Raw genomic sequence first — 24,466 nt, 5'->3', positions numbered from 1 at the left:
ATCGACTTCTTTTATTCTTTCATCTGTTCTTAAATAGGTCCCGGGGGTCCGGGGGCAGCCGCCCCCGGCTACCTGCGCAATCCCGGCGTCAGCTCATCAGCACCAGCGCATGACGCTTGCGCCCGGCGGTCAGTTTCACCGGCTCGGCCAGGGCGCTGGCGTGCAGCACCATGCCGGGATCGAGCACCAACTCGTCATTCAGCCGCGCGCCACCTTCGGCGATCAGCCGTTTCGCGTCCTTGCCGGATTTCGCCAGACCGGAGCGCACGAACAGTTGCGCCACGCTGATGCCGTCGCCCATATCCTCGGCGTTCAGCAGGAGTGTCGGCAGATCGTCGCCCACCCCACCTTTTTCAAACACTTCCCGCGCGGTGGCTTCGGCGGCAAGCGTCGCCTCGGCGCCGTGGCACAGCGTCGTCACCGCATTGGCCAGCACGATCTTGGCGGCGTTGATCTCTGATCCCGCCAGCGCCCCAAGCCGCTCACATTCCTCCAGCGGCAGTTCGGTGTAAAGCTTCAGGAATCGCCCGACATCGGCATCGGTGGTGTTGCGCCAGAACTGCCAGAACTCGTAAGGGGACAGCATGTCGGCATTCAGCCAGACCGCGCCGCTTTGCGATTTGCCCATCTTCTTGCCGTCCGATGTCGTCAGCAACGGCGAGGTCAGCCCGTAAATCTGCGTATCCAGCACCCGGCGCGTCAGATCAATGCCGTTGACGATATTGCCCCACTGATCGCTGCCGCCCATCTGCACGAGGCAACCATAGCGGCGGTTGAGTTCAAGAAAATCATAGGCTTGCAGGATCATGTAGTTGAATTCAAGAAAGCTCAGGCTCTGCTCGCGGTCCAGTCGCGACTTGACGCTTTCGAACGCCAGCATCCGGTTGATCGAGAAATGCCGCCCGATGTCGCGCAGGAAATCGAGGTAGTTGAGCGCATCCAGCCATTCGGCATTGTTCACCATAAGCGCGTCCTGCGGCCCGTTGCCGAAGGTCACGTAATTGGCAAACACCGCGCGGATACCGGCGATATTCTCGTCGATCTGGGCGGGCGACAGCAGCGGCCGTTCGTCGGCGCGAAAACTGGGGTCGCCCACCTTGGTGGTGCCGCCGCCCATCAGCACGATCGGCTTGTGGCCGGTCTTTTGCAGCCAGCGCAGCATCATGATCTGGATCAGGCTGCCGACATGCAGCGATTTCGCCGTGGCATCGAACCCGATGTAGCCCGGTACCACGCCCTTCACCAGCGCGTCATCGAAGCCCTGATAATCCGTGCAATCGGCCAGAAAGCCACGGCTCATCATCACATGCAGGAAATCGGATTTCGGATGGTAGGTCATCGGGGTCTCGTGCTTTAACGGTGCAGACCCGCTATAACGGCGGGGACGGGCAAGGGAAAGGCCATGTTGCAGCGGCAGGCGATCTGGGCCCTGGGGGCGATGTCGGGCACCTCGTTGGATGGGGTCGATGCCGCTTTGGTGCTGACCGACGGGCATCGGATCTTCGAGTTTGGCGATACCGCCTACCGGCCCTACACGGCGGCGGAACAGGCGGTGATCCGGGCGGCGTTCGGCCTCTGGCCCGGCGATCCGGGGGTAGAGGCGGCAGCAGAGGTGGTGGAAACCGCGCATGCCGAGGTGCTGTCGCGCTTTGCCGGGGCCGAGATTGTCGGTTTTCACGGCCAGACCCTGGCGCATGACCCGCGCGGTCACGGCACGCATCAGGCCGGTTCGGGTGCTGTGCTGGCCGAGGTGCTGGGGCTGCCGGTGGTGTGGGATTTCCGCTCTGCCGATGTGCAGATGGGCGGGCAGGGCGCGCCGCTGGCACCGTTCTTCCACTTTGCCTGCGCCGAGTGGTTCGGTGCGCGCGAGCCTTTGGCGTTTCTGAACCTGGGTGGTGTCGGCAATCTGACCTGGATCGAGCCGGGGAAATCCTTGCCCGAAGAGCCGGGGGCCTGCCTTGCCTTCGATACCGGGCCGGCCAATGCGCCGGTGAATGACCTCATGCTGGCGCGGCGCGGTCTGGCTTGCGATGAAGCCGGGGCACTGGCGGCCATGGGTACGCCGGATCAGGCGATTCTCGACCAGTTTTTGCGGCACCAATATTTCTTCAAGATGCCGCCCAAATCCTTGGACCGAAACGCTTTTCACGATCTGTTGCCTGCGGTCGCACAGCTTTCCGATGCCGATGCCGCGGCCACCCTGACGGCGGCGGCGGCGTTGGCGGTGGCGCGGGGGGCCGAGCATTTCCCCTGCCCGGTGGCGCGGATTCTGGTGGCGGGCGGCGGGCGGCACAACGCCACGCTGATGCACATGCTGGCCGAAGCCTTGCCCTGCCGGGTGGAACCGGTCGAGGCGGTGGGGCTGAACGGCGACATGCTGGAGGCGCAGGCCTTCGCGCATCTGGCGGTGCGGGTGGCGCGCGGCCTGCCGACCTCGGGCCCGTCCACAACCGGCGTTGCCGCTGCGGTGGGCGGCGGCCAAATCAGCCGCCCGAACGCCTGAGGGCGGGCCAGCGCCTGCCGACCCTCCTCCCAATTTCATCTGTTCTCAAATATCCCGGGGGTCCGGGGGCAGCGCCCCCGGCTGTTGGTAGCGTCCCCGGCCTTCAGCCGCGCAGGATCGACCGCCCGGCGAATTCCGCCACCTCGCCCAGGGTTTCCTCGATGCGGATCAACTGGTTATACTTCGCCAGCCGGTCCGAGCGCGACAGCGAGCCGGTCTTGATCTGGCCGCAGTTGGTGGCCACCGCCAGATCGGCAATCGTCGAATCCTCGGTCTCGCCGGACCGGTGGCTCATCACGTTGGTATAACGCGCGCGGTGCGCCATATCGACCGCCGCCAGAGTTTCGGTCAGCGTGCCGATCTGGTTGACCTTCACCAGCATCGAGTTGGCGCAGCCCTTGGCGATGCCCTCGGCCAGCCGCAGCGGGTTGGTCACAAACAGATCGTCGCCCACCAGTTGCAGCTTGTTGCCCAGCGTCTCGGTCAGCAGCTTCCAGCCGGCCCAGTCATCCTCGGAACAGCCGTCCTCGATCGAGATGATCGGATAATCCGCCGCCAGCGCCGCCAGATAGGCGACGTTTTCTTCCGAGGTCAGGGTCTTGCCTTCACCCTTCATCACGTATTTGCCGTTCTTGTAATATTCCGTCGCCGCACAATCCATCGCCAGATAGATATCCTCACCGGGGCGATAGCCTGCGATCTCGATGGATTTCAGAATGATATCAAGTGCATCGCGGGTGGAGCTCAGGTTCGGGGCAAAGCCGCCCTCGTCGCCGATGCTGGTGGACAGCCCGGCCTTGGAAAGCTGTTTCTTCAGGGTGTGGAACACTTCCGATCCCATCCGCACCGCCTCGCGGATGTTGTCGGCGGCCACCGGCATGATCATGAATTCCTGGATGTCGATCGGGTTGTCGGCATGTTCGCCGCCGTTGATGATGTTCATCATCGGCACCGGCAGAACCCGGGCCGAGGTGCCGCCGACATAGCGGTAAAGCTCTTGCCCGGTCACTTGCGCCGCGGCCTTGGCCACCGCCAGGCTGATGCCCAGAATGGCATTGGCGCCCAGGCGGGATTTGTTGGGGGTGCCGTCCATCTCGATCATGGTGCGGTCGATGCCGACCTGTTCGGTGGCGTCAAATCCCACCAGCTCCTCGGCAAGCTCGCCGTTGACTGCCGCCACCGCCTCCAGCACGCCCTTGCCCATGTAGCGCGACGGGTCGCCATCGCGACGCTCGTGTGCTTCATGCGCGCCGGTCGAGGCGCCCGAGGGCACAGCGGCCCGGCCCATGGCGCCGCTTTCCAGCGTCACGTCCACTTCGATGGTGGGATTGCCGCGGCTGTCGAGTATCTCGCGGGCGTGGATGTCGATGATCGTGCTCATGGCAGAAGCCTCCTGAGGAATGTTGCCCCGCTTTACGCCGCGGCAGGGTTTTTGGAAAGGGCGCGTCGCTTGACCGCCCGCTCGCGTGCGAAAGTGTATAGTCCCGAGCCGATGATCAGTGCCGCCCCGGTCAGGGTGGCGGCATCCGGGCGTTCATTGAAAACCGTGGTGCCGATGATCAGCGCAAAGATCAGACGTGCGTAACGAAACGGCGTGATGACGGAAACTTCGCCCAGCCGCATCGCCTGGGTGATCGCCCAATAGGCGGCGATGCCGAAGGACAGCGCCCCCGCCATCAGGCCGGTTTGCCCAAGGCTCGGCACCACCGCGCCGCCCGACACCGCCAGCATGCCGCCCCCCAGCACGCCCACCGCGGCAAAGCCCCAGGCCGAGATCTGCATGGTGGAGATACGCGCAGGCACCCGCCGGGTGGCGAGATCCCGCACCGACAGGCCGATCACCGCCAGCACCGACCACAGCGAGGCCAGATCGAACCCCGCCAGCCCGGGGCGGATCACCAGCAGCACACCGCAAAAGCCCACCAGAATCGCTGACCAGCGCCGCCAGCCGACGGTTTCGCCAAGGAAAATCGCGGCGCCAAAGGTCACGGCCAGCGGCGTGGCCTGAAAGATCGCGGTGACGGTGGTCAAGGGGGTCAGCGCAATGCCGGTGATGAAGCCCAGCGTGCCGACCATCTCGCCGCCGTTGCGCCACAGCAGCGCCGGGTGCAACGCCGCGCGGTCAAAAAACCGCTGGCCCTGCGCTTTCGCGATCCCCGCGAACACCAGCGTGCCGACCACCGACAGCATCACCAGTATCTCGCCGGTCGGCAGGTCTGCCGCCGCCCATTTGACGAACATATCCTCCAGCGCGAAGCCCGCCATCGCGGCTGTCATCAGCAGGATGCCCCGCAGATTTTCCATGTATTTCAGGCCTTTCGCGGGCGTTCAGCCCTTTTTCGCGGGCACGGCATACAGTTCCAGCCGGTGCCCGATCAGCCGGTAGCCCAGCCGTTCGGCAATCCGCACCTGCAACGCCTCGATATCGGGATCGACGAATTCCAGCACCGCGCCCGAGTTCATGTCGATCAGGTGGTCGTGGTGGTCGCGCTCGGCGTCTTCATAGCGCGCGCGGCCATCGGCAAAATCAAGCCGCTCAAGTATACCCGATTCCTCGAACAGTTTCACCGTGCGATAGACCGTGGCGATCGAGATGCGGGGGTCCAGCTTGATGCAGCGGAAATACAGCTCTTCCACATCCGGGTGGTCTGCCGAGGCACCGATGACCTGCGCCACGATGCGGCGCTGATCGGTCATCCGCAGGCCCTTGGCTTCGCAACGGGCGATGATGTGGTCGGTCATGGCATGCTCCGGTCGGCGGTTTGGCGCCATTTATGCCATGGGCGGCGGTTGGGCCAGCGGTTTTCGTCGGCTTGACAGTCGGCGTGGCGGCAGAAAGGTTGCAGCCACAGCGAAGGGGCGGAAAATGGCGCGCAAGGACAGGCTCGACGGCTTCGGGGCCATCGGGCTGCTACTGATCACGGCGTTTTTCGCCTTCAACCAGGTGATCATCAAGATCACCAATGTGGGGTTGCAGCCGGTGTTCCTGGCGGGCCTGCGCTCGGTGCTGGCGGTGGTGTTCGTGCTGGGCTGGATGGCGCTTAAGGACAAGCCGGTGCGGATCGCCCCCGGCACGGCCCGGGCGGGGCTGGCCATCGGCGTGGTGTTCGCGGCCGAGTTTCTGTGCCTGTTCATGGCGCTCGATCTGACCACGGTCAGCCGCGCTGCGATCATCTTCTATTCGATGCCGGTCTGGCTGGCGCTGATGGCGCATTTCGGTCTGCCGGGCGAGCGGTTGAGCAAGCTGCGGCTGCTGGGGCTGGGGCTGGCCTTTGCCGGCACCGCCTGGGCCATTCTGGATCGCGGGCCGGGGCAGGGGCATGGCAGCCTTGCGGGCGATCTGTTCGCGCTGGGCGGCGCGCTGGGCTGGGCGGGCACCGCCTTCATTGCGCGCAGGCCGTCGATGACGCGGGTCGGGCCGGAGATGCAGCTTTTGTGGATGGTGGTGGTGTCGGGCCCGATCCTGCTGCTGGCATCGCCGCTGTTCGGGCCGCTTTTCCGCGACCTGCATCTTTTGCACCTGTGGTTGTTGCTGTTTCAGGCCGCGGTGGTGGTGGCGGGCGGCTTCATCTTCTGGCTGTGGCTGCTGTCGGTCTATCCCGCCTCGACCGTCGCCAGCTTTTCGTTTCTGACGCCGGTGTTCGGTCTTGGCCTGGGCTGGCTGTTGCTGGACGAGCCGATCAGCCTTGGCGTGCTGGGGGCGGCGTCGCTGGTGGCGGTGGGAATCATCCTGATCAATCGCCGCGGCTGAGGCGGCGCTGCCACAGCGGGTGGCAGGTCGTCGCCGCGACCGGCTGTGGGGCTGCTGCGCCGAGCCACAACCTGTGGCTGATTCTGGAAGTTCACACCGGTTCTGAAGGCCGGGCGGCAACCCTGCCGCTTGCTTGGGAAATTGGCGATAATCCGCCGATTCCCCCCCCCAAGTTGTCCCCCCGGAAATCCACAGGCGGGCGTTGAGCAGCAGACTCGCGGCCGGTTGCCGGACGGCGCATCCGCCGGGATGGTCAAGCCAAAAATCCGCCACCAAATGTAAAAAATTCGTTGAAACGCCGCGAGTATTACGACAGTTTGTAACGGTGACGCGGCGAGCCACTAGATATGGTGTTTGCCGGGAGGGACAACCAAACCGTCCAGATGCACCGGTGGAAGGTGCTGGTGGCAGGGCAACCGCGATGCTCCTGCCAAATGGGCTTGTGCGGAAATCCCGGCACGGGTGCGACAGTGAAATCAGTTCGGACAGGGCAAAAGCCCTACCGCTACAAAAGGGACGACGGGGCAGATGAAGATCGAGCGCAAGTTTACCAAGGTCGAAACCGGCGCCTATGGCGCGATGGATTTCAACACCACGGTGTCCGAGATCCGCAATCCCGATGGCACCATCGTGTTCCGCAACGAGGCCGTCGAGGTGCCGCAGGGCTGGAGCCAGGTCGCCTCGGACGTGCTGGCGCAGAAGTATTTCCGCAAGGCGGGCGTTCCGGCAGTGGCCAAACGGGTCAAGGAAAAGGGCGTGCCGGAATTCCTGTGGCGCTCGGTCCCCGATGACGCGGCCTTGGCCAAACTGCCGCAAGCCGAGCGGTTTGTTGGCGAAACCAGCGCCAAGCAGGTGTTCGACCGCATGGCCGGCGCCTGGTGCTACTGGGGCTGGAAGGGCGGCTATTTCACCACCGAAGCCGACGCCCGCGCCTATTATGACGAGATGCGCTACATGCTGGCCCGGCAGATGGCCGCGCCGAACTCGCCGCAATGGTTCAACACCGGGCTGCATTGGGCCTACGGCATCGACGGGCCAAGCCAGGGGCACTATTATGTCGATTACAAATCGGGCGAGCTGACCAAATCGGCCAGCGCCTACGAACACCCGCAGCCGCATGCCTGCTTCATCCAGTCGGTCAAGGACGATCTGGTGGGCGATGGCGGCATCATGGACCTGTGGGTGCGCGAAGCGCGGCTTTTCAAATACGGCTCGGGCACCGGCACCAACTTCTCCAGCCTGCGGGGCGAGGGCGAGCGGCTGTCGGGCGGCGGCAAATCCTCGGGCCTGATGGGGTTTTTGAAGATCGGTGACCGCGCGGCGGGGGCGATCAAGTCGGGTGGCACCACGCGGCGCGCCGCCAAGATGGTGATCTGCGATGTCGATCACCCCGATGTCGAGGCCTTCATCAACTGGAAGGTGATCGAGGAACAGAAGGTCGCCAGTCTGGTGGCCGGTTCCAAGATGCACGAGCAGAAGCTGAACGAGATTTTCACCGCCATCGGTGGCTGGGACGGCAGCATTGCCGACGCCACTGATCCTGCGAAGAACGAGGCGCTGAAAGCGGCGATCCGTGGCGCCAAGCGGGTGATGATCCCGGAAACCTACATCAACCGGGTGCTGCAATATGCCCGCCAAGGCTTTTCCAGCATCGAATTCCCGACCTATGACACCGATTGGGATTCGGAAGCCTATATCTCGGTCTCCGGCCAGAACTCCAACAACTCGGTGCGGGTGACCGACGCCTTCCTGCAAGCGGTGAAGGATGATGCCGACTGGGCGCTGATCCGCCGCACCGACGGCAAGGTGTCGAAAACCATCAAGGCCAAGGAGTTGTGGGACCAGATCGGTCACGCCGCCTGGGCCTGCGCCGACCCCGGCATCCAGTTCCACGATACCGTCAACGCCTGGCACACCTGCCCGGAAGATGGCGCCATTCGCGCATCGAACCCCTGTTCGGAATACATGTTCCTCGACGACACCGCCTGCAATCTGGCGTCGATGAACCTGCTGACCTTCTTTGCGAACGGCCAGTTCGATGCGGAAAGCTATATCCACGCCTGCCGGTTGTGGACGGTGACGCTGGAAATCTCGGTGATGATGGCGCAGTTCCCGTCCAAGGAAATCGCGCAGCTTTCCTATGATTTCCGCACCCTTGGCCTTGGCTATGCCAACATCGGCGGCCTCTTGATGAACATGGGGCTGGGCTACGATTCTGCCGAAGGCCGGGCGATGTGCGGCGCGCTGACGGCGCTGATGACCGGGGTTGCCTATGCCACCTCGGCCGAGATGGCGGGCGAGTTGGGGGCTTTCGCGGGCTATGCGCGCAACAGCGCCCACATGCTGCGGGTGATCCGCAACCACCGCACCGCCGCTTATGGCCGGACCTCGGGCTATGAGGCGCTGAACGTCGCCCCGGTGCCGCTGGATCAGGTGAATTGTCCCGACCAAACCCTTGTCACCCTTGCGAAATCCGCCTGGGACGAGGCGCTGGTGCTGGGCGAGAAACACGGCTTCCGCAACGCCCAGACCACGGTGATTGCCCCGACCGGCACCATCGGTCTGGTGATGGATTGCGACACCACCGGCATCGAGCCGGACTTCGCGCTGGTGAAGTTCAAGAAGCTGGCCGGTGGCGGCTATTTCAAGATCATCAACCAGTCGGTGCCCGCGGCGCTGGAAAAGCTGGGGTATGGTTCGGCGCAGATTGCCGAGATCATCGCCCATGCGGTCGGCCACGGCAGCATCGGCAATTGCCCCGGCATCAACACGACCTCGCTGGTCGGCCACGGTTTCGGCGCCCGCGAGCTGGAGAAGATCGAGGCGGCGCTGCCTTCCGCTTTCGACATTCGTTTCGTGTTCAACCAATGGACGCTGGGCGAGGATTTCTGCAAGAAAACCCTCGGCATCCCTGCCGAAAAGCTGGCCGATCCGACTTTCGACCTGCTGCGCCAACTCGGGTTCACCAAGGCGCAGATCGACGCCGCCAACGACCACGTTTGCGGCACCATGACGCTGGAAGCCGCGCCCTTCCTGAAGCCCGCGCACTACAGCGTGTTCGATTGCGCCAACCCCTGCGGCAAGACCGGCAAGCGGTATCTGTCGGTGGAAGCCCACATTCACATGATGGCGGCGGCGCAGTCGTTCATCTCGGGTGCGATTTCCAAGACCATCAACATGGCCAATTCGGCCAGTATCGGCGAGACGCTGGCGGCTTATGAACTGTCGTGGTCGCTGGGCATCAAGGCCAACGCTCTGTATCGCGACGGCTCCAAACTCAGCCAGCCGCTCGCATCGGCGCTGGTGGAAGACGACGACGAGGCCGCCGACATCCTGGCCAGCGGCAACATCCACGAAAAGGCGATGGTTCTGGCCGAAAAGATCGTCGAGAAGGTGATCGTCAAGGAAATCGTCCGCAGCCACCGCGAAAAACTGCCCGAGCGTCGCAAGGGCTACACGCAAAAGGCCATCGTCGGCGGCCACAAGGTCTATCTGCGCACCGGCGAATACCGCGACGGCACCCTGGGCGAGATTTTCATCGACATGCACAAGGAAGGTGCGGGCTTTCGCGCCATGATGAACAACTTTGCCATCGCGGTGTCGGTGGGGCTGCAATACGGCGTGCCGCTGGAGGAGTTTGTCGAGGCTTTCACCTTCACCAAGTTCGAACCGGCGGGCATGGTGCAGGGCAACGAGACCATCAAGAACGCCACCTCGATCCTGGATTACATCTTCCGCGAACTGGCGGTCAGCTATCTGGACCGCACCGATCTGGCCCATGTCAAACCGCAGGGCGCCAGCTTCGACGATCTGGGCGGCGGCAATGACGAGGGCAAGCGCAACATCGCGGAAGTGACCGAAACCGCCGCCTCGCGGTCGCTGGAGGTGCTGCGGCAGATTAGCTCCACCGGCTATCTGCGCAAGCGGTTGCCGCAGGAACTGGTGGTGCTGCAAGGCGGCATGGCGCAGGCGGCCGGCATGGATACGGTGGCGGCGCTGAACATGCTGATCCCCGAGGTCGGCGCGCGGGGCGCCACGGCGCTGTCGAGCGGCACCGTCACCATCGACGCCCGTCTGAAGGCGCGGATGCAGGGCTACGAGGGCGAAGCCTGCGGCGAATGTGGCAACTACACGCTGGTCAGGAACGGCACCTGCATGAAGTGCAACACCTGCGGCGGCACCAGCGGCTGTAGCTGAGACCGGTCGCGCCGCGGGCCGCCCCTGATCGGGCCGCCCGCGGCGGCTGCCCCGGCCCCAATCCGAAGGGCAAAGCCATGATCCCCGCCCCGCCGGCAAAGTTTCTGCGCGCGCTGTTTGATCGCGCGGTGGCGGTGGCCGACCCGATGCGCAGCCTGGCGCAGCACCTGCCGCCACGCCCCGCAGGTCGGGTGGTGGTGGTGGGGGCGGGCAAGGCCAGCGCGCGGATGGCCGAAGCGGTCGAGGCGGCCTGGGGCCCCTGCGACGGGCTGGTGATCACCCGCTATGGCCATGCGCGGCCCTGCAAGGGCATCGAAATTGCCTGCGCGGCGCATCCGGTGCCGGATGCCGCGGGGGCTGCTGCCACGGCGCGGCTGCTGGACCTGGTGCAGGGTCTGACGGCCGAGGACTTCGTGCTGGCGCTGATCTCGGGCGGCGCCTCGGCCTTGCTGGTGGCCCCGGCTGCGGGGGTGACGCTGGCCGACAAGCAGGCGGTGAACGCAGGCTTGCTGGCCTCTGGCGCGCCGATTGCCGCGATGAACACGGTGCGCAAGCACCTCAGCCGGGTCAAAGGCGGGCAACTGGCGGCGGCGGCCTGGCCTGCGCGGATGCTGGCGCTGCTGATCTCGGATGTGCCGGGGGATGACCCGGCCTTCATCGGATCCGGGCCGACGGTGGGCGAGGCATCGCGCCCCGCCGATGCGCTGGCCGTGCTGGAGCGCTGGCAGGTGCCGGTGCCCGCGACGGTGCGCGCGGCGCTGGCGCTTGGCTCGACGGTGGTTGCGCCGCAGGATGTGCGGCTGGACCGGGTGGAAAACGTCATCTGTGCCGCCCCGGCGCAGTCGCTGGCCGCCGCCGCCACGCTGGCGCGGGAAGCGGGCTGCGAGGTGCGGCTGCTGGGCGACGCGCTGGAGGGCGAGGCGCGCGAAGTGGCGGCCGGGCAGGCGGCACAGGCGTTGCGGCTGCAAGCGGCGCTGCGGCCCGGGGCTGCGCCGGTGCTGCTGCTGTCGGGCGGCGAGTTGACGGTAACGCGGCGCGGCAGCGGCATTGGCGGCCCCAATGCCGAATTCTGTCTGGCGCTGGCGATTGCGCTGAAGGGGGCTGCGGGCGTTCATGCGCTGGCCTGCGATACCGATGGCATCGACGGTGCCGCCGAAGTCGCCGGTGCCTGGATCGAGCCTGCGACGCTTGATCTGGCGCGGCAGGCCGGGCTTTCGCCCGCGGCCAGCCTTGCGGACAACGATTCCCACAGCTTCTTTGCCGCGATCCGCCAGCAGGTCGTGACCGGGCCGACCCTGACAAATGTCAACGATTTCCGCGCGATCCTGATCCTGCCGCCAAGCGGCTGACGGCCTGAATCCGTTCGCCTGGCGCGCCGCGCTGGCCGCCTTCGGGCTGCGGCATCGGCTTACTGTGCGGCGATATCCGTCAGCGCATCGGCCAGATGCGCCTCGTTCCAGACCAGATCGTTCAGGCCTTCGCTCGGGGTATAGTCGATCGGCGTGTGCAGCAGAATCTGGCGCACCGCCGCAACCGACCGGCTGTCGCAGGCGGCACGCAACTGCTCCAGCACCGGCGCCAGATTGTCCCAGTCCATGGCGATTTCGGTGGCGGTCATGATCCGGGGATGCGCCGTTGGCCGCGCATCCGTGCCGATCAGCAGCTCCTCATAAAGTTTCTCGCCTTCGCGCAACTTGGTGAAGGTGATGCGGATGGTCCCGGCGGCAGTGTCGCCCGCGCCATCCTCTGCCAGCACCGGTGTCAGGCCGCTGAGCCGGGCCATGCGTTTGGCCAGATCGACAATGCGCACCGGCTGGCCCATGTCCAGCACGAAGACATCGCCGCCCTGTGCCATCGCCCCGGCTTGCAGCACCAGTTGCGCGGCTTCGGGGATGGTCATGAAAAAGCGGGTGATCTCGGGGTGGGTGACAGTGATCGGACCGCCCTTGCTGATCTGGCTGTGAAACAGCGGAATGACCGAGCCGGAAGAGCCCAGAACATTGCCAAAGCGCACCATGCAGAACCGGGTGTGGGTCTGCTGGCGGGCCAGGGCCTGACAGACCAGTTCGGCCAGCCGCTTGGTTGCCCCCATCACGTTGGTCGGCCGCACCGCCTTGTCGGTCGAGACCAGAAGAAAGCTTTCCACCCCGGCGGCCACCGCGGCCTGCGCCATCGTCAAGGACCCGAACACGTTGTTGCGGATGCCTTCCAGCACGTTGAATTCCACCATCGGCACGTGTTTGTAGGCCGCCGCATGATAGACCGTCTGGACGCCGAACGCGGTCAGCACTGCGCACACCGCGGCCTGATCCTGCACCGACCCCAGCACCGGCATGATCCGCAGGTCCAGCTTTTCGTCCTTGGCGATCTGCCGCAACTCCTGGTCGATGGCGTAAAGCGCGAATTCCGAAAGCTCGAACAGCACCACGCAGCGCGGACCGACCCGGATGATCTGGCGGCACAGCTCCGACCCGATCGAGCCGCCGGCGCCGGTGATCATCACCACCTTGCCGCGGATATTGGCCCCCAGCAGTTCAGGGCGCACCGGCACCGGGTCGCGCCCCAGCAGGTCTTCGATCGCCACCTCGCGCAGTTCGCTGATCTTGGCTTGCCCCGAGACGATATCGCGGATGCCCGGGATGGTCTGCACATGCACCGGCAACGGCTCCAGCCGTTCCAGGATGCGCTTGCGTTCGGCCTGGCTGGCGCTGGGAATGGCCAGCAGCATGGTGCGGACATCGTATTTCTTCACCAGACCCGGCAGGGCCTGCGGCCCGAACACCCGGCACCCCTCGATCACGCCACCCTGCACATCAGGGTTGTCGTCGATCAACGCCACCGCCGCATATTCCGGCCCCTGCTTGAGCGACACCAGCAACTGTCGTCCTGATTGGCCGGCACCATAGATGATCACCGGCTTCTTGCTGACCATCTCGCTGCGGGCGTTCAGCGCGCGCATCACAAAGCGCACGCCGCCGACCGACAGGAAGGCCAATGCTGCATAGATCACCGGCACCGAGCGGGAGATGGGATAGCCGATGAACTGTGCCATCACGAAAAGCAGCACTGCTGAAGCCAGCACCCCGGCCGCCACGATGCGCAGTGCCTGAAACCCGATATAGCGGATCACCGCCCGGTAGAACCCAAGCACAATGAACAGCAGAATGGATGGCACCAGCACCAGCGCCAGCAACAGCCACACCTCCGGCGCGCGCAGAAACCCGTAGGTTTCCAGCCGCAGCAGCATGGCAAGAAAGAAGCTCATGGTAAGAAGGAAAACGTCCGCCGAGACCTGGACCAGGCGTTTGCGCGGGCGGCTCATGTGGAAGAGGTGATCAAGGATACCCAAAGCCATCCAACTGTCTTTCTGACGCTGCGACACATCGGTGTCGCATGGCGTCACACTCGATCTGCTGCCGCAGCGGCGCCAGATCATCGAAAAAAATCACACCGGCCCGAAAACCACGGCTGCTTATTCTATGCTTTTACACAATCGTCGCAATTTTTCCAGCCCCGGAAGGCATGCACAATTCGCCCGCGTACATATCAGCAACAAGACGCCACAACCTCAAGGTGCGTCGTGATGGATTGCGGGCGGTGGCGATGCTTCAGAAGGGGGCGTGGCAGGCGTGCTGCCACGGCAGGTGCCGCTGCGGGCCGTGTCGCGTTCGACCAGCGGCAGGATGTGTCAGACTTCGGCCAATGCCGGGGTGCAGGCCAGTTCCAGACCGCCCGCGTAGATCACCGCCGCCGTATCGAACTCCAGCACGAACAGCCGCTGTTCGCGCAGGGTGGTGGTGTAGATGTATTCGCCATCCACCAGATTTTCGGCGCGCACCAGGGCTTGATCGGCCCCCTTCAGCGCGCGGGCACGCCAGTCGCGGATCAGGATCGGCTGGTCGGGGGTGATCAACACATCGTCTTCCGGTTGCTCGATCCCCAGCGCCGAGGCCGAGATGCAGATCATCCGGGCGTCCTGCACCACGCGCACATGCACATCGCGCAGGGTGCGCGCACCATCGCGGGTGACAATGCGGTCGCCGGGGCAAAGGTATTCCACTGGCAGCACCCCCGCCAGCGTCAGCACCTTGGTGCCTGCGCTCAGGCCGGGAAGCTCCGGGCCGGGAAGGTCCGGGATCGGACGCATGTTGCAGGCTTCGCCCGCCGTGCGTCCCAGGGTCGAATTCGACATCTGGATACTCGCTCTTTGCTGCCTCGTTTTTTTGACCCACATTATGGCAAGATTACGTTAACGGCGAGCCTTTTTCGCGCCGCTTTTTTCGCTCGCATCCGGCGCGGGGCTTTGTTAGAAGGGCGCGGATTTTCAAGGCGGCACAGTCGGGCGGCAAGGGCCGGATCGACGGGGTCGTCTTGAACAGTTTGCGGGTGTGGCGAAATTGGCAGACGCACCAGATTTAGGTTCTGGCGCCGCGAGGCGTGGGGGTTCAAGTCCCTCCACCCGCACCAGAGGAACAGTGAAGGACGAAAACATGACGGTCACCCCGACCCTGAACGAAGGCCTGAAGCGCGGCTACACCATCACGGTGACGGCCGCCGAACTGGACGCAAAGGTCCAGGAAAAACTGATCGAGGCGCAGCCCGAGATCGAGATGAAGGGCTTCCGCAAGGGCAAGGTGCCGATGGCCATGCTGCGCAAGCAATACGGCGCGCGGATGATGGGCGATGCCATGCAGGACGCCATCGACAGCGCCATGAAGGCGCATTTCGAGGCCACCGGCGACCGCCCGGCGCTTCAGCCCGAGATCAAGATGGTCGGCGGCGACGAATGGCAGCAGGGCAAGGATGTCGTGGTCGAAGTGTCCTACGAGGCGCTGCCGGCGATTCCGGATGTGGACAGCTCCAAGATCACGCTGGACCGGCTGAACGTGAAGGCCGAGGCGGAAGCCATTGACGAAGCTTTGAAAAACCTGGCCGCGAGCGCGCAGAATTTCGAAGACAAGAAGAAGGGTTCCAAGGCCAAGGACGGCGATCAGGTGGTGATCGACTTCGCAGGCTCGGTCGATGGCGTGGCCTTTGAAGGCGGCACCGCCGAGGATTATCCGCTGGTGCTGGGCTCTGGCTCGTTCATTCCGGGTTTCGAGGAACAACTCACCGGCGCCAAGGCGGGCGACGAGGTTTCGGTGAAGGTCACCTTCCCGAAGGAATACGGTGCGGCGCATCTGGCCGGCAAGGACGCGGTGTTTGCCTGCACCGTGAAGGCCGTGAAGGCTGCCAAGCCGGCCGAGATCGACGACGAACTGGCCAAGAAATACGGCGCCGAGGATCTGGCCGCGCTGAAGGGTCAGATCGGCGAGCGGCTGGAGGCGGAATACAAGGGTGCTGCCCGCGCCATCATGAAGCGCAGCCTGCTGGACCAGCTGGACGCGCTGGTGTCGTTCGACCTGCCGGCCTCGCTGGTCGATGCCGAAGCCGCACAAATCGCGCATCAGCTGTGGCACGAGGAACACCCCGACGTGCACGACCACAACCACGGCGCCACCGAACCGAACGACGAGCACAAGGCTCTGGCGGTGCGCCGGGTGCGTCTGGGGCTGCTGCTGGCGGAAATCGGTCGCAAGGCCGAAGTGACGGTGACCGATGCCGAGATGACCCAGGCCGTTCTGGCGCAGGCCCGGCAGTATCCGGGGCAAGAGCGGCAGTTCTTCGAATTCGTGCAGAAGAACCCGCAGATGCAGCAGCAGTTGCGCGCGCCGATCTTCGAGGACAAGGTGGTCGATTTCATCGTGGCGGGCGCCGTGGTGACCGACAAGACCGTGACCAAGGAAGAGCTGACCAAGGCCATCGAGGCGCTGGACGAGATCTGACACCGGTTTCGGTTGGTCTGAACAAGGGGCCGCTGCCGGAAACGGTGGCGGCCCGCTGCATTGCGGGGCCGCGCGCCCCGCGCCGGAGGAACCATGCCCGATTTTCTGCCCGATCTGCCGGTGGAGGCGATCCTTGCCAGTCTGGCCCGCGCGCCGGGCAACGCCCTGAAATCCGGCAAGTTCGATGGCCCGGAATCCTCGCAGGCCTTGGTGGCCAATGCCTTTGGCTGGTTTCTGCACCGGCCCGAGGCGCTGCCGCCGCTGCCCGGCGTGCCCTCGAGCAGGGTGGAGCAGGTGAGTTTGCAGGCCGAGATGCGCTATCCGTGGAGCGGTGGGCGGCATCCGTGGCTGGATGTGGGGGTGATGACGCATACCACGCTGATCGGGGTGGTGGCCAAGCGGTATGAGCCGTTCCGCCCCGGCAAGCACAGCGATTTCGCCGAGATTCCGGCGCAGGCCGACTGGGGGCCGGGGATGGCGCGCTATCGCCAGTTGCAGCGCGATCTGCAGGCGGGGGCGGGGTTTGCCGCACTTGATGCGGTGCAACTGGTCAAGGCGGCTTACGGTCTGCGCACCCGGGCGGAAAAGGCGGCGCGGGGGGCGGTGCTGGTCTATCTTTACGCCGAGCCGCCCGCGTGGGCCTCGGGCAAGCCGGTCGATCCGGCGTTGATCGCGCGGCACAGGTTGGAGGTGGCGCGGTTCGGCAAGGCGGTGGCGGGGGATACGGTGGTGTTCGCAGGCTTGCGCTGGGGCGATCAGCTGGCGCAATGGGCGGGCGTGCCTGCGCTGGCCGCGCATGTGGCAGCGCTGCAAACCCGGTTCGGGCCATTGCAGCCCTGACAGCCGGTCACTTGCGGGCGTAATCGTCCTGATAGCGGATGATGTCATCCTCGCCCAGATAGGCGCCGGTCTGCACCTCGATCAGCACCATCGGCAGCTTGCCGGGGTTTTCCATCCGGTGATGCGCCCCCAGCGGGATATAGACCGACTGGTTTTCGCTGATCAGCCGCACCTGATCGTCGATGGTGATCTTGGCGGTGCCGGCCACCACGATCCAATGCTCGGACCGGTGCATGTGGCTTTGCAGCGACAGCGCGGCGCCGGGTTTGACCACGATGCGCTTGACCTGGAACCGCTCGCCCACAGCCAGGCTTTCAAACCAGCCCCAGGGCCGGTGATCCACTGCAAAGCTGGTGGCCTGCGCAGCACCGCGGGCTTTCAGCACTGCCACCGCCTCTTTCACCCGCTGGCTGTCGGATTTGCGCACGATCAGCACCGCATCGGGCATGGCGATGGCCACGATATCCTCGACGCCGATCGCCACCAGTTCCAGCCCTTCGGCCTCGGACCGCAGCAGCGTGTCGTGGCAGTCGATCGCCGTGGCATGGGCCGAGCAGACATTGCCCGCGCTGTCGGGGCCGGATTCCTGCCAGACCGCCTGCCAGCCGCCCAGGTCCGACCAGCCCGCACCATAGGGCATCACCACCAGATTGCTGGCCTTTTCCATGATCGCATAGTCGATGGAGATGTCGGGCACCCCGGCCCAGGCCTCGGGCAGCAGCCGGGTGAACCCCAGATCCGCCACCGCGCCCTGCACCGAACGCTGGACGGCGGCCAGCATGTCCGGGGCGTGCAGCCGGAAGGCCATTAGAATGGCTGGCACCGAAAACAGGAAGATCCCGGCATTCCACAGGAAATTCCCCGCCGCCAGCATCGCCGCCGCCCGCCCGGCGTCGGGCTTTTCGACAAACCGCGCCAGCGGTTGCGGCTCGGTCGCATCGGCCCGCGCGCCGGGGGCCAGCTCCAGCCAGCCATAGCCGGTTTCCGCCCGGACCGGCGCTATGCCGAAGGTCACCAGATCGCCCGCCCGCGCCCGGGGCAGGGCCGCCAGCACCGCCGCCCGGAACGCCGCCGCATCCGGCACCACATGGTCCGACGGGGCCACCAGCATCACCGCCTGCGGATCATGTGCCGCCAGCACCAGCGCCGCTGCCAGCACGGCAGGCGCGGTGTTGCGGCCCTCGGGTTCGATCACCACGGCACGCGGGGCCAGTTCGGTGGCGGCAAGCTGTTCGGTGACGACAAACCGGAACGGATCGCCGGTGATCACCAGCGGCGCGGCAAAGCCCTGGCCGGCAAACCGCCTGGCCGACGCCTGAAACAGGCTTTCGCTGCCGATCAGTTGGGCAAACTGCTTGGGATAGCTTTTGCGCGACAGCGGCCACAGCCGGGTTCCATTGCCGCCACACAGCAGAACCGGGGTGATGTCATCTGGCATCGGCATGGTCCGGGCAAAAGGGCAGAGGGTCGCAGGCAGAAACCGTTCCGTCGCGGTGCTGCGCGGTCTGCACCAAACCTACACGCGCAATGCGACATTCCGCAAGGCGCTTGCCGCAGGGGGGGCGCCCGGTATCACCGCGAGTGACCCGTCAGGTGCCGCAGAAGGTGCGATAGCGCCCGAAGCTTTCCGGCGCGGGTTGGGCATAGCCTTCCAGCCCGAGGCGGTCGGTGAAGGGATCGGTGATCACCGCCAGCAACGCCTCGAACGGGGCCATGTCGCCCGCTTCGGCGGCAGCAAGTGCCTGTTCCACCAGATGATTGCGCGGGATATAGGCCGGGTTCGCGGCTTGCATCCGCGCTGCGGCGTCCGGTGCCTGCCGCGCCTGCCAGCGGGTTTTCCAGGCCTCTGCCGCCGCGCCGGTCAGCGCCAGATGACCCCGCGCCAAGGCCCGGAAGGTGCCGGTCCAGTCCGCCCCCTGCGCCTGCATCAGTGCCAGCAGATCGTCGGCCAGCCGCTGGTCCGTGGCATCGGCCCCCGCCAGCCCCAGCTTGCCGCGCATCAACCCCAGCCAGTGCGCCCGGTAAAGCGGCGGCACCGCCTCCAGCGCCTCTGTCGCGCGCGCCACGGCGCTTTGCTCATCGGCCCCCAAGAGCGGCAGCAGGGCCTCGGCCAGCCGGGTCAGGTTCCAGATCAGGATGAAGGGCTGGTTGCCCCAGGAATAGCGGCCGGTCTGGTCGATCGAGCTGAAGACCGTATCGGGGTCGTAGGCCTCCATGAAGGCGCAGGGGCCATAGTCGATGGTCTCGCCCGACAGCGCCATGTTGTCGGTGTTCATCACCCCGTGCACGAAGCCCAGCGCCATCCATTGCGCGATCAATGCCGCCTGCCGCGCCGCCACGGCGTTGAAAAAGCTCAGGTAATCGGCGGCTGTCAGGTCGGGATAATGCCGCGCCATGGTATAGTCGGCCAACTGCCGCAGCTTGTCGGTCTCGCCCCGGGCGGCGAAGAACTGGAAAGTGCCGACGCGGATATGGCTGGCGGCGACCCGGGTCAGCACGGCGCCGGGCAGTTCCACCTGCCGCAGCACCGGCGCCCCGGTGGCCACCGCCGCCAGCGCCCGCGTTGTGGGCACCCCCAGCGCCTGCATCGCCTCGCCGATCAGATATTCGCGCAGCACCGGCCCCACCGCCGCCTTGCCATCCCCCCCGCGCGAGAATGGCGTGCGGCCAGAGCCTTTCAGCGCGATGTCGCGGCGCTGGCCATGGCGGTCGATCACCTCGCCCAGCAGCAGCGCGCGGCCGTCGCCAAGCTGTGGCGAGAAGCCACCGAACTGGTGGCCGGCATAAACCTGCGCGATCGGCTGGGCGCCGACGGGCAGCGCGTTGCCGGAAAACATCTCGGCGGTCAGCGTGGCGGGGTCCAGCCCGAGGTCCCGCGCCAGGGTTTCGTTCAGCCGCAGCAGGCGCGGCGCCGGGGCCCGGGCCGGGGCTTGGGCCACGTAGAACCCCGGCATGGTGGCGGCAAAGCTGTTGTCGAAGCGGAAGGCGGCGTCGGTCATTGCGGGCTTTCGTGTGCCTTGGCGGCATCCTGCGTGATATGGTGCAAACCGCAGCGGCGGCAAGGTTCGAGGTTGGCCGCAGGTCGGGCAATGCTGCCATGGGCCCGGTTTGCCAGACCGGAAAGGCAACAGCGCGCGTGCAGCGATTCGGTCGGGGCGCGGGTGTATGCCGCTACAGGATTTTTCGCAGATATTGTGGTTCGTTTCAGAATGAAACTCTATCCATGGGGGCAGGGCTGCGCGTTGCCCGCGAAGGTGGCGATGATGGCACTGCGGCCAGGCTGCGCAGACCTGGCTGATTCTGCTGTCAGGGTCGCGGCCGGGCGGAATGGCGCGCTGGGTGATTCTGCCCGCCTTTCGGCCTGCGGCACAGGAAAAACGCCGGTTCTTGGCCACGCCGCTTGCCGTTCCATGGCATCCTGCCGCAGGGTTTCGGCGCGGCCTTCGGCTGACCCCGCCGGAAAGTCGGAAACTTCCCGCCGCAGCGACGATTGTGGCGCGGGCCGAATTGAAATCGGCATCCAAAACCGCTAAGGGTCGATGCAATGTCGGGGGCGTGAAGAGGTCATGGTAATGCGAATTTGGCGAACTGTCGCCTTGGCCTTTCTGGCCCTGTCTGCCTGCGATACGGCTTTGACCGACTTCCCGGTGCGCAGCGAGAAAGCCCAGAAGGAGCTTTCCGAGCTGGGCACGAACGTCCATATCGTGCAACTGACCGCGGCGAACATTGCCCAGTTCGATATCCGCCGGCTTCCCAGCGCCGGACGCACCGACCTGCCCTCGGGCAACGGCTGGAACTACCGGGTGGGTGTTGGCGACATTCTTGATATTGTCGTCTGGGAGCATCCCGAGTTGACGATGCCGGCCGGCGAAGGCCGCAACCCGACCGAATCGGGGCTGCGGGTGCAGTCGGACGGCACCTTCTTTTACCCCTATGTCGGACAGATTGCCGCAAAGGGCCTGACGCCGGAAACCATTCGCGCCAATCTGAAACTGAAATTGGCCGAGTTCATTCCCGATCCGCAGATCGAAGTGCGGGTGGTGGGCTTCAATTCGCAAAGCGTGTCGGTCACCGGCGAGGTGGCGACGCCCAACCGCCAGCCGTTGAATGCACAGCAACTGACATTGCTGCAGGCGGTGGATGCAGCCGGCGGGCTGACCGAGGCCGCCAACCCGCGTGGCGTGACGATCCGGCGCGGGGATCGGGTGTTCAATGTCGATCTGCAGGCCTTCCTGGAACGCGGCGTCGGCAGCAACAACCCGACGCTGGTGAATGGCGATGTGGTCAACGTGCCGCGTGCCGCCCTGGCCGAGGCCTTCATGCTTGGACAGGTGGTCACGCCCTCGACGATCGACCTTACCCAAGAAGAGGTCAACCTCACTCAGGCGCTGACCCGGGTCGGCGGCCTGCAAGAGGGCAAGGCCGATGCCCGGGGGGTGTTCGTGTTCCGCGCCACTGATGGCGGCATCGTGGTCTATCAACTGGATGCCTCCAGCCCGGTCGCATTCCTGCTTGGCACCAAATTCTCGCTGTTGCCGCAGGATGTGGTTTATGTGACCACGGCACCGATCCAGAAATGGAACCAGGTGATCGACAGTGTCCTGCCATCGGTCACTGCGGTGCGGGCGACGCAAGTGGTTGCGGGGGGCTGAGGCGCGATGTTTTCCTCGGTCCTTGTGGTCTGCGTCGGCAATATCTGCCGCTCTCCGGCGGGTGAGCGGTTCTTGCGAGCGCGGTTGCCGGGGCTGACGATTTCTTCGGCCGGTATTGGTGCGCTTGTCGGACATGCCGCCGATCCGACGGCATCCGAAGCCGCGGCGGCGCGCGGTGTGTCGCTGGAGGGCCACGTGGCGCGCCAGTTCACGCCGGAACTGGGCGCCAGCCACGATCTGATCCTGGTGATGGAGCCGGGCCACCGGGCCGAGATCATCCGGTTGGCACCGCAGTTGTCGGGCAAGGTCATGCTGTTCGACCAGTGGACCGGCGCCAAGGGCATCGCAGACCCTTACCGGCTGTCGCGTGATTTCCATGACCGTGTGATCGACCAGATTGCCAGTGCCGCCGACGCATGGGCCGGCAAACTCGACAGGAAGACCAGATGAGCAAAGACCGCGCGGCCGTCGATGTCGTCAGCGACGAAATCGACATGGGCCAGATCGCCAGCCTGCTCTGGTTTGGCAAGTCACGGATAGTGCTGACAACCTTCCTTACCCTGGTGGCCGGGCTGATCTGGGTGATCATGTCGCCGCCGGTGTATCAGGCCGACGCCCTGTTGCAGATCGAATCCAAGAAAAGTGGCCTGTCGTTGCCAACGGGCATGCAAGATCTGCTGGGGGGCGAAGATCCGCGCACCTTGACGGAAATCGACATCCTGCGCTCGCGTCTGGTGCTGGGCAAGGTGGTGGACCAACTGGCGCTGGACGTTTCAGCCGCGCCGTTGCGCCTGCCGCTGATTGGCGAAACCATAAGCCGCCTCGATCTGCCGCATCCGTCGTGGTTGATCCCCGACCGCTTTGGCTGGAACACCGAGCGCATCGTCGTGGGCGAACTCGAAGTGCCCGACGACTGGATCGGAGAACCGATGATCGTCACGGCCACCGGCAACGATGGCTACACCGTCAGCTTGCCCGATGGCAGCGAGAGGACGGGGCAACTGCGCAAGCGGCTGGCCGACAACAGGCTTGGGCTTGCCCTGCGCATCGACGTGCTGGACGGTGCCGAGGGGCGCGGCTTCGAGGTGATGCGCCGGGCGCCGCAGGTGGCGGTAGAGGACCTGCGCAGCCAGTTTTCCGCGATGGAAACCGGCCGCCAATCGTCGGTGTTGCGGCTGATCCTGTCGGGCCATGACCCTGAGCAGGTCACCCGGGTGCTGGATGCGGTGGCGCAGACTTACCTTGCGCAAAACATCTCGCGCAGTTCCGCCGAGGCCGAACGCAGTCTGGCGTTCATTGACGAGCAACTGCCGCTGTCCGAACAGGCGGTTGCCGAAGCCCAGAACGCGTTGAACTCCTATCGGCAAAAACAACAGTCGGTCGATCTGACCTACGAAACCCAGGCGCTGCTGGAAACCGCCACCGAAATCGAGCGCAAGCTCAGCGAACTGGCCTTGCAGGAAGAAGAGCTGAAGCGCCAGTACACCATCAACCACCCGACCTATCAATCCTTGCTGGAAAACAAGGCGCAGTTGACCGACCAGCTGGCCAAGCTGCGCGACGAAAGCGGCAAGCTGCCTGAGACCCAGAAGGAAGTGTTCAACCTGACCCGCGATCTGGAAGTGGCGCAACAGGTCTATCTGCAACTGCTGAACCGGTCGCAGGAGTTGCAGGTCGTGCGTGCATCGAGCATCGGCAGCGTGCGTATTCTCGACTCGGCGCAGGCCGGGCTGAACCCGGTGTCGCCAAAGAAATCGCTGATCATGTCGTTGGCGATCATGATCGGGCTGATGATCGGCACGGGCTGGGTTCTGGGGCGGCATTTCCTGCGGCATGGCGTTCAGTCATCCGAAGAGCTGGAAAAGCTGGGTCTGGCGGTTTTTGCCACCATCGGCCATTCCCCCGATGCCGTGGGGCACCGCGACAGCAAGGGTTACCTGCCGATCCTGGCGGTTTCCAACCCGACGGATCTGGCGGTCGAGGCGTTCCGATCGCTGCGCACCTCGCTGCATTTCGGGATGCTGGATGCCAAGACCAATTCGGTGGTGATGACCTCGTCGGCCCCGGGTGCCGGCAAAAGTTTCAATTCGGTCAACCTGGCCGTGGTGGCGGCGCAAGCCGGGCAACGGGTCTGTCTGATCGACGCCGACCTGCGGCGCGGCTATCTGCGGCGCTATTTCCGTCTGGAACGCAACATTCCGGGTCTGGCCGAACTGCTGGCGGGCGACAAGACCCTGGCCGAGGTGTTGCACCGCGGCCCGGTGGACACGCTGGATTTCATGTCCTGCGGTCGCTATCCACCCAATCCGTCAGAACTGCTGATGCGCCCGACCTTTGAAAAGCTTCTGGAAACGCTGAACCAGACCTATGACCTTATTGTGCTGGACGCGCCGCCGACCCTGGCGGTGACGGACCCTGTGATCATGGCGCGCAGCGCCGGGGCCACCATCCTGGTGGTGCGCCACACCGAGACGGCGCTGGGCGAGGTTCAGGCGGTGCAGCGGGCGTTTGACACCGCGGGGGCCCGTATCACCGGCGCGCTGCTGAATGGCTACCGTGCCCAAAGCGGCGGACGGCCGGACTATCAGAACTACCGCTATGCCTATACGTCAGGCGAAAAGGACCACTAGGATCGGTGGGCCATTCGGCTGTGCCACCGCCTTGTGCGCAGCCGGAGGACGTTTTGCCTTTGGGTGCC

The 24,466-nt window shown here is 65.2% G+C and carries 17 protein-coding genes and 1 tRNA gene; 10 read left to right on the top strand and 8 right to left on the bottom strand.

Annotated features, from left to right (window positions below):
* Positions 1-88: 88 nt before the first annotated feature.
* Positions 89-1,339, bottom strand: a complete 1,251-nt coding sequence (tyrS, locus tag RSW2DRAFT_RS11870) for a tyrosine--tRNA ligase (protein WP_008031268.1) — start codon at positions 1,337-1,339, stop codon at positions 89-91.
* Positions 1,340-1,402: 63 nt separating this feature from the next.
* On the opposite strand from tyrS, the gene RSW2DRAFT_RS11865 reads away from it, so the two are divergent.
* Positions 1,403-2,503: an anhydro-N-acetylmuramic acid kinase gene (locus RSW2DRAFT_RS11865; RefSeq protein ID WP_008031266.1), complete on the top strand. Its 1,101-nt coding sequence runs from the start codon at positions 1,403-1,405 to the stop codon at positions 2,501-2,503.
* Between the two features lie 103 nt (positions 2,504-2,606).
* Here the strand turns inward: RSW2DRAFT_RS11865 and eno are convergent, their stop codons facing one another.
* From eno to RSW2DRAFT_RS11850, 3 genes are read right to left on the bottom strand one after another with little or no spacing between them, the layout of a single operon-like run.
* Positions 2,607-3,884, bottom strand: coding sequence for a phosphopyruvate hydratase (eno, locus tag RSW2DRAFT_RS11860; protein ID WP_008031263.1), 1,278 nt, complete (start codon positions 3,882-3,884; stop codon positions 2,607-2,609).
* Between the two features lie 32 nt (positions 3,885-3,916).
* A complete protein-coding gene (locus RSW2DRAFT_RS11855) occupies positions 3,917-4,807 on the bottom strand; it encodes a DMT family transporter (protein ID WP_008031260.1) in 891 nt (296 codons plus the stop codon).
* Positions 4,808-4,831: 24 nt separating this feature from the next.
* Positions 4,832-5,245 carry a Fur family transcriptional regulator gene (locus RSW2DRAFT_RS11850; protein WP_008031259.1) on the bottom strand — a complete coding sequence of 138 codons (414 nt, stop codon included), beginning with the start codon at positions 5,243-5,245 and terminating at the stop codon, positions 4,832-4,834.
* A gap of 124 nt (positions 5,246-5,369) precedes the next feature.
* On the opposite strand from RSW2DRAFT_RS11850, the gene RSW2DRAFT_RS11845 reads away from it, so the two are divergent.
* The 3 genes from RSW2DRAFT_RS11845 to RSW2DRAFT_RS11835 all read left to right on the top strand — a co-directional run bounded on the left by RSW2DRAFT_RS11845 (position 5,370) and on the right by RSW2DRAFT_RS11835 (position 11,800).
* A complete protein-coding gene (locus RSW2DRAFT_RS11845) occupies positions 5,370-6,254 on the top strand; it encodes a DMT family transporter (RefSeq protein ID WP_008031256.1) in 885 nt (294 codons plus the stop codon).
* A 528-nt stretch (positions 6,255-6,782) separates the two neighbouring features.
* Positions 6,783-10,451: a vitamin B12-dependent ribonucleotide reductase gene (locus RSW2DRAFT_RS11840; protein ID WP_008031254.1), complete on the top strand. Its 3,669-nt coding sequence runs from the start codon at positions 6,783-6,785 to the stop codon at positions 10,449-10,451.
* Between the two features lie 77 nt (positions 10,452-10,528).
* On the top strand, positions 10,529-11,800 hold the full coding sequence (locus RSW2DRAFT_RS11835; protein ID WP_008031252.1) for a glycerate kinase type-2 family protein: 1,272 nt from the start codon (positions 10,529-10,531) through the stop codon (positions 11,798-11,800).
* 59 nt (positions 11,801-11,859) lie between these two features.
* Here the strand turns inward: RSW2DRAFT_RS11835 and RSW2DRAFT_RS11830 are convergent, their stop codons facing one another.
* Both RSW2DRAFT_RS11830 and RSW2DRAFT_RS11825 read right to left on the bottom strand, forming a co-directional pair.
* The gene (locus RSW2DRAFT_RS11830; RefSeq protein WP_040672109.1) at positions 11,860-13,806 is read right to left on the bottom strand and encodes a polysaccharide biosynthesis protein; all 1,947 of its coding nucleotides are present in this window, start codon (positions 13,804-13,806) and stop codon (positions 11,860-11,862) included.
* A gap of 333 nt (positions 13,807-14,139) precedes the next feature.
* Positions 14,140-14,643, bottom strand: a complete 504-nt coding sequence (locus RSW2DRAFT_RS11825; RefSeq protein WP_008031248.1) for a Hint domain-containing protein — start codon at positions 14,641-14,643, stop codon at positions 14,140-14,142.
* A 190-nt stretch (positions 14,644-14,833) separates the two neighbouring features.
* Here RSW2DRAFT_RS11825 and RSW2DRAFT_RS11820 point away from each other — a divergent pair.
* The 3 genes from RSW2DRAFT_RS11820 (at position 14,834) to RSW2DRAFT_RS11810 (ending at position 17,116) form a co-directional block, all read left to right on the top strand.
* Positions 14,834-14,918 (top strand) — tRNA-Leu (locus RSW2DRAFT_RS11820).
* A gap of 23 nt (positions 14,919-14,941) precedes the next feature.
* Entirely contained in the window at positions 14,942-16,276 is a 1,335-nt protein-coding gene (gene tig, locus RSW2DRAFT_RS11815) for a trigger factor (protein WP_008031246.1), read from the top strand.
* 93 nt (positions 16,277-16,369) lie between these two features.
* The gene (locus RSW2DRAFT_RS11810; RefSeq protein WP_008031244.1) at positions 16,370-17,116 is read left to right on the top strand and encodes a hypothetical protein; all 747 of its coding nucleotides are present in this window, start codon (positions 16,370-16,372) and stop codon (positions 17,114-17,116) included.
* Positions 17,117-17,123: 7 nt separating this feature from the next.
* Here the strand turns inward: RSW2DRAFT_RS11810 and RSW2DRAFT_RS11805 are convergent, their stop codons facing one another.
* Together RSW2DRAFT_RS11805 and RSW2DRAFT_RS11800 are read right to left on the bottom strand one after the other, a co-directional pair.
* Positions 17,124-18,554 (bottom strand): mannose-1-phosphate guanylyltransferase/mannose-6-phosphate isomerase, encoded by a 1,431-nt coding sequence (locus tag RSW2DRAFT_RS11805; RefSeq protein ID WP_008031242.1) that lies wholly within the window; start codon positions 18,552-18,554, stop codon positions 17,124-17,126.
* Between the two features lie 151 nt (positions 18,555-18,705).
* Complete coding sequence (locus RSW2DRAFT_RS11800; protein ID WP_008031241.1) at positions 18,706-20,115, bottom strand: protein adenylyltransferase SelO; 1,410 nt, start codon at positions 20,113-20,115, stop codon at positions 18,706-18,708.
* A gap of 573 nt (positions 20,116-20,688) precedes the next feature.
* Between RSW2DRAFT_RS11800 and RSW2DRAFT_RS11795 the strand changes: the two genes are divergently transcribed.
* Genes RSW2DRAFT_RS11795 through RSW2DRAFT_RS11785 form a run of 3 tightly spaced genes read left to right on the top strand, consistent with a single transcriptional unit; the run spans position 20,689 to position 24,398 of the window.
* Positions 20,689-21,768, top strand: a complete 1,080-nt coding sequence (locus tag RSW2DRAFT_RS11795; RefSeq protein WP_008031240.1) for a polysaccharide biosynthesis/export family protein — start codon at positions 20,689-20,691, stop codon at positions 21,766-21,768.
* Between the two features lie 6 nt (positions 21,769-21,774).
* Complete coding sequence (locus tag RSW2DRAFT_RS11790) at positions 21,775-22,218, top strand: arsenate reductase/protein-tyrosine-phosphatase family protein (protein WP_008031236.1); 444 nt, start codon at positions 21,775-21,777, stop codon at positions 22,216-22,218.
* A complete protein-coding gene (locus tag RSW2DRAFT_RS11785) occupies positions 22,215-24,398 on the top strand; it encodes a polysaccharide biosynthesis tyrosine autokinase (RefSeq protein ID WP_008031234.1) in 2,184 nt (727 codons plus the stop codon). Before RSW2DRAFT_RS11790 ends, RSW2DRAFT_RS11785 begins: the two co-directional genes overlap by 4 nt.
* The last annotated feature ends 68 nt before the right edge of the window (positions 24,399-24,466 follow it).

The organism is Rhodobacter ferrooxidans (assembly GCF_000176015.1).
GTDB classification, from domain to species: domain Bacteria; phylum Pseudomonadota; class Alphaproteobacteria; order Rhodobacterales; family Rhodobacteraceae; genus Pseudorhodobacter_B; species Pseudorhodobacter_B ferrooxidans.
The sequence above is the reverse complement of the archived record's forward strand: the minus strand, read 5'-3'. Positions and strand labels throughout refer to the sequence as shown.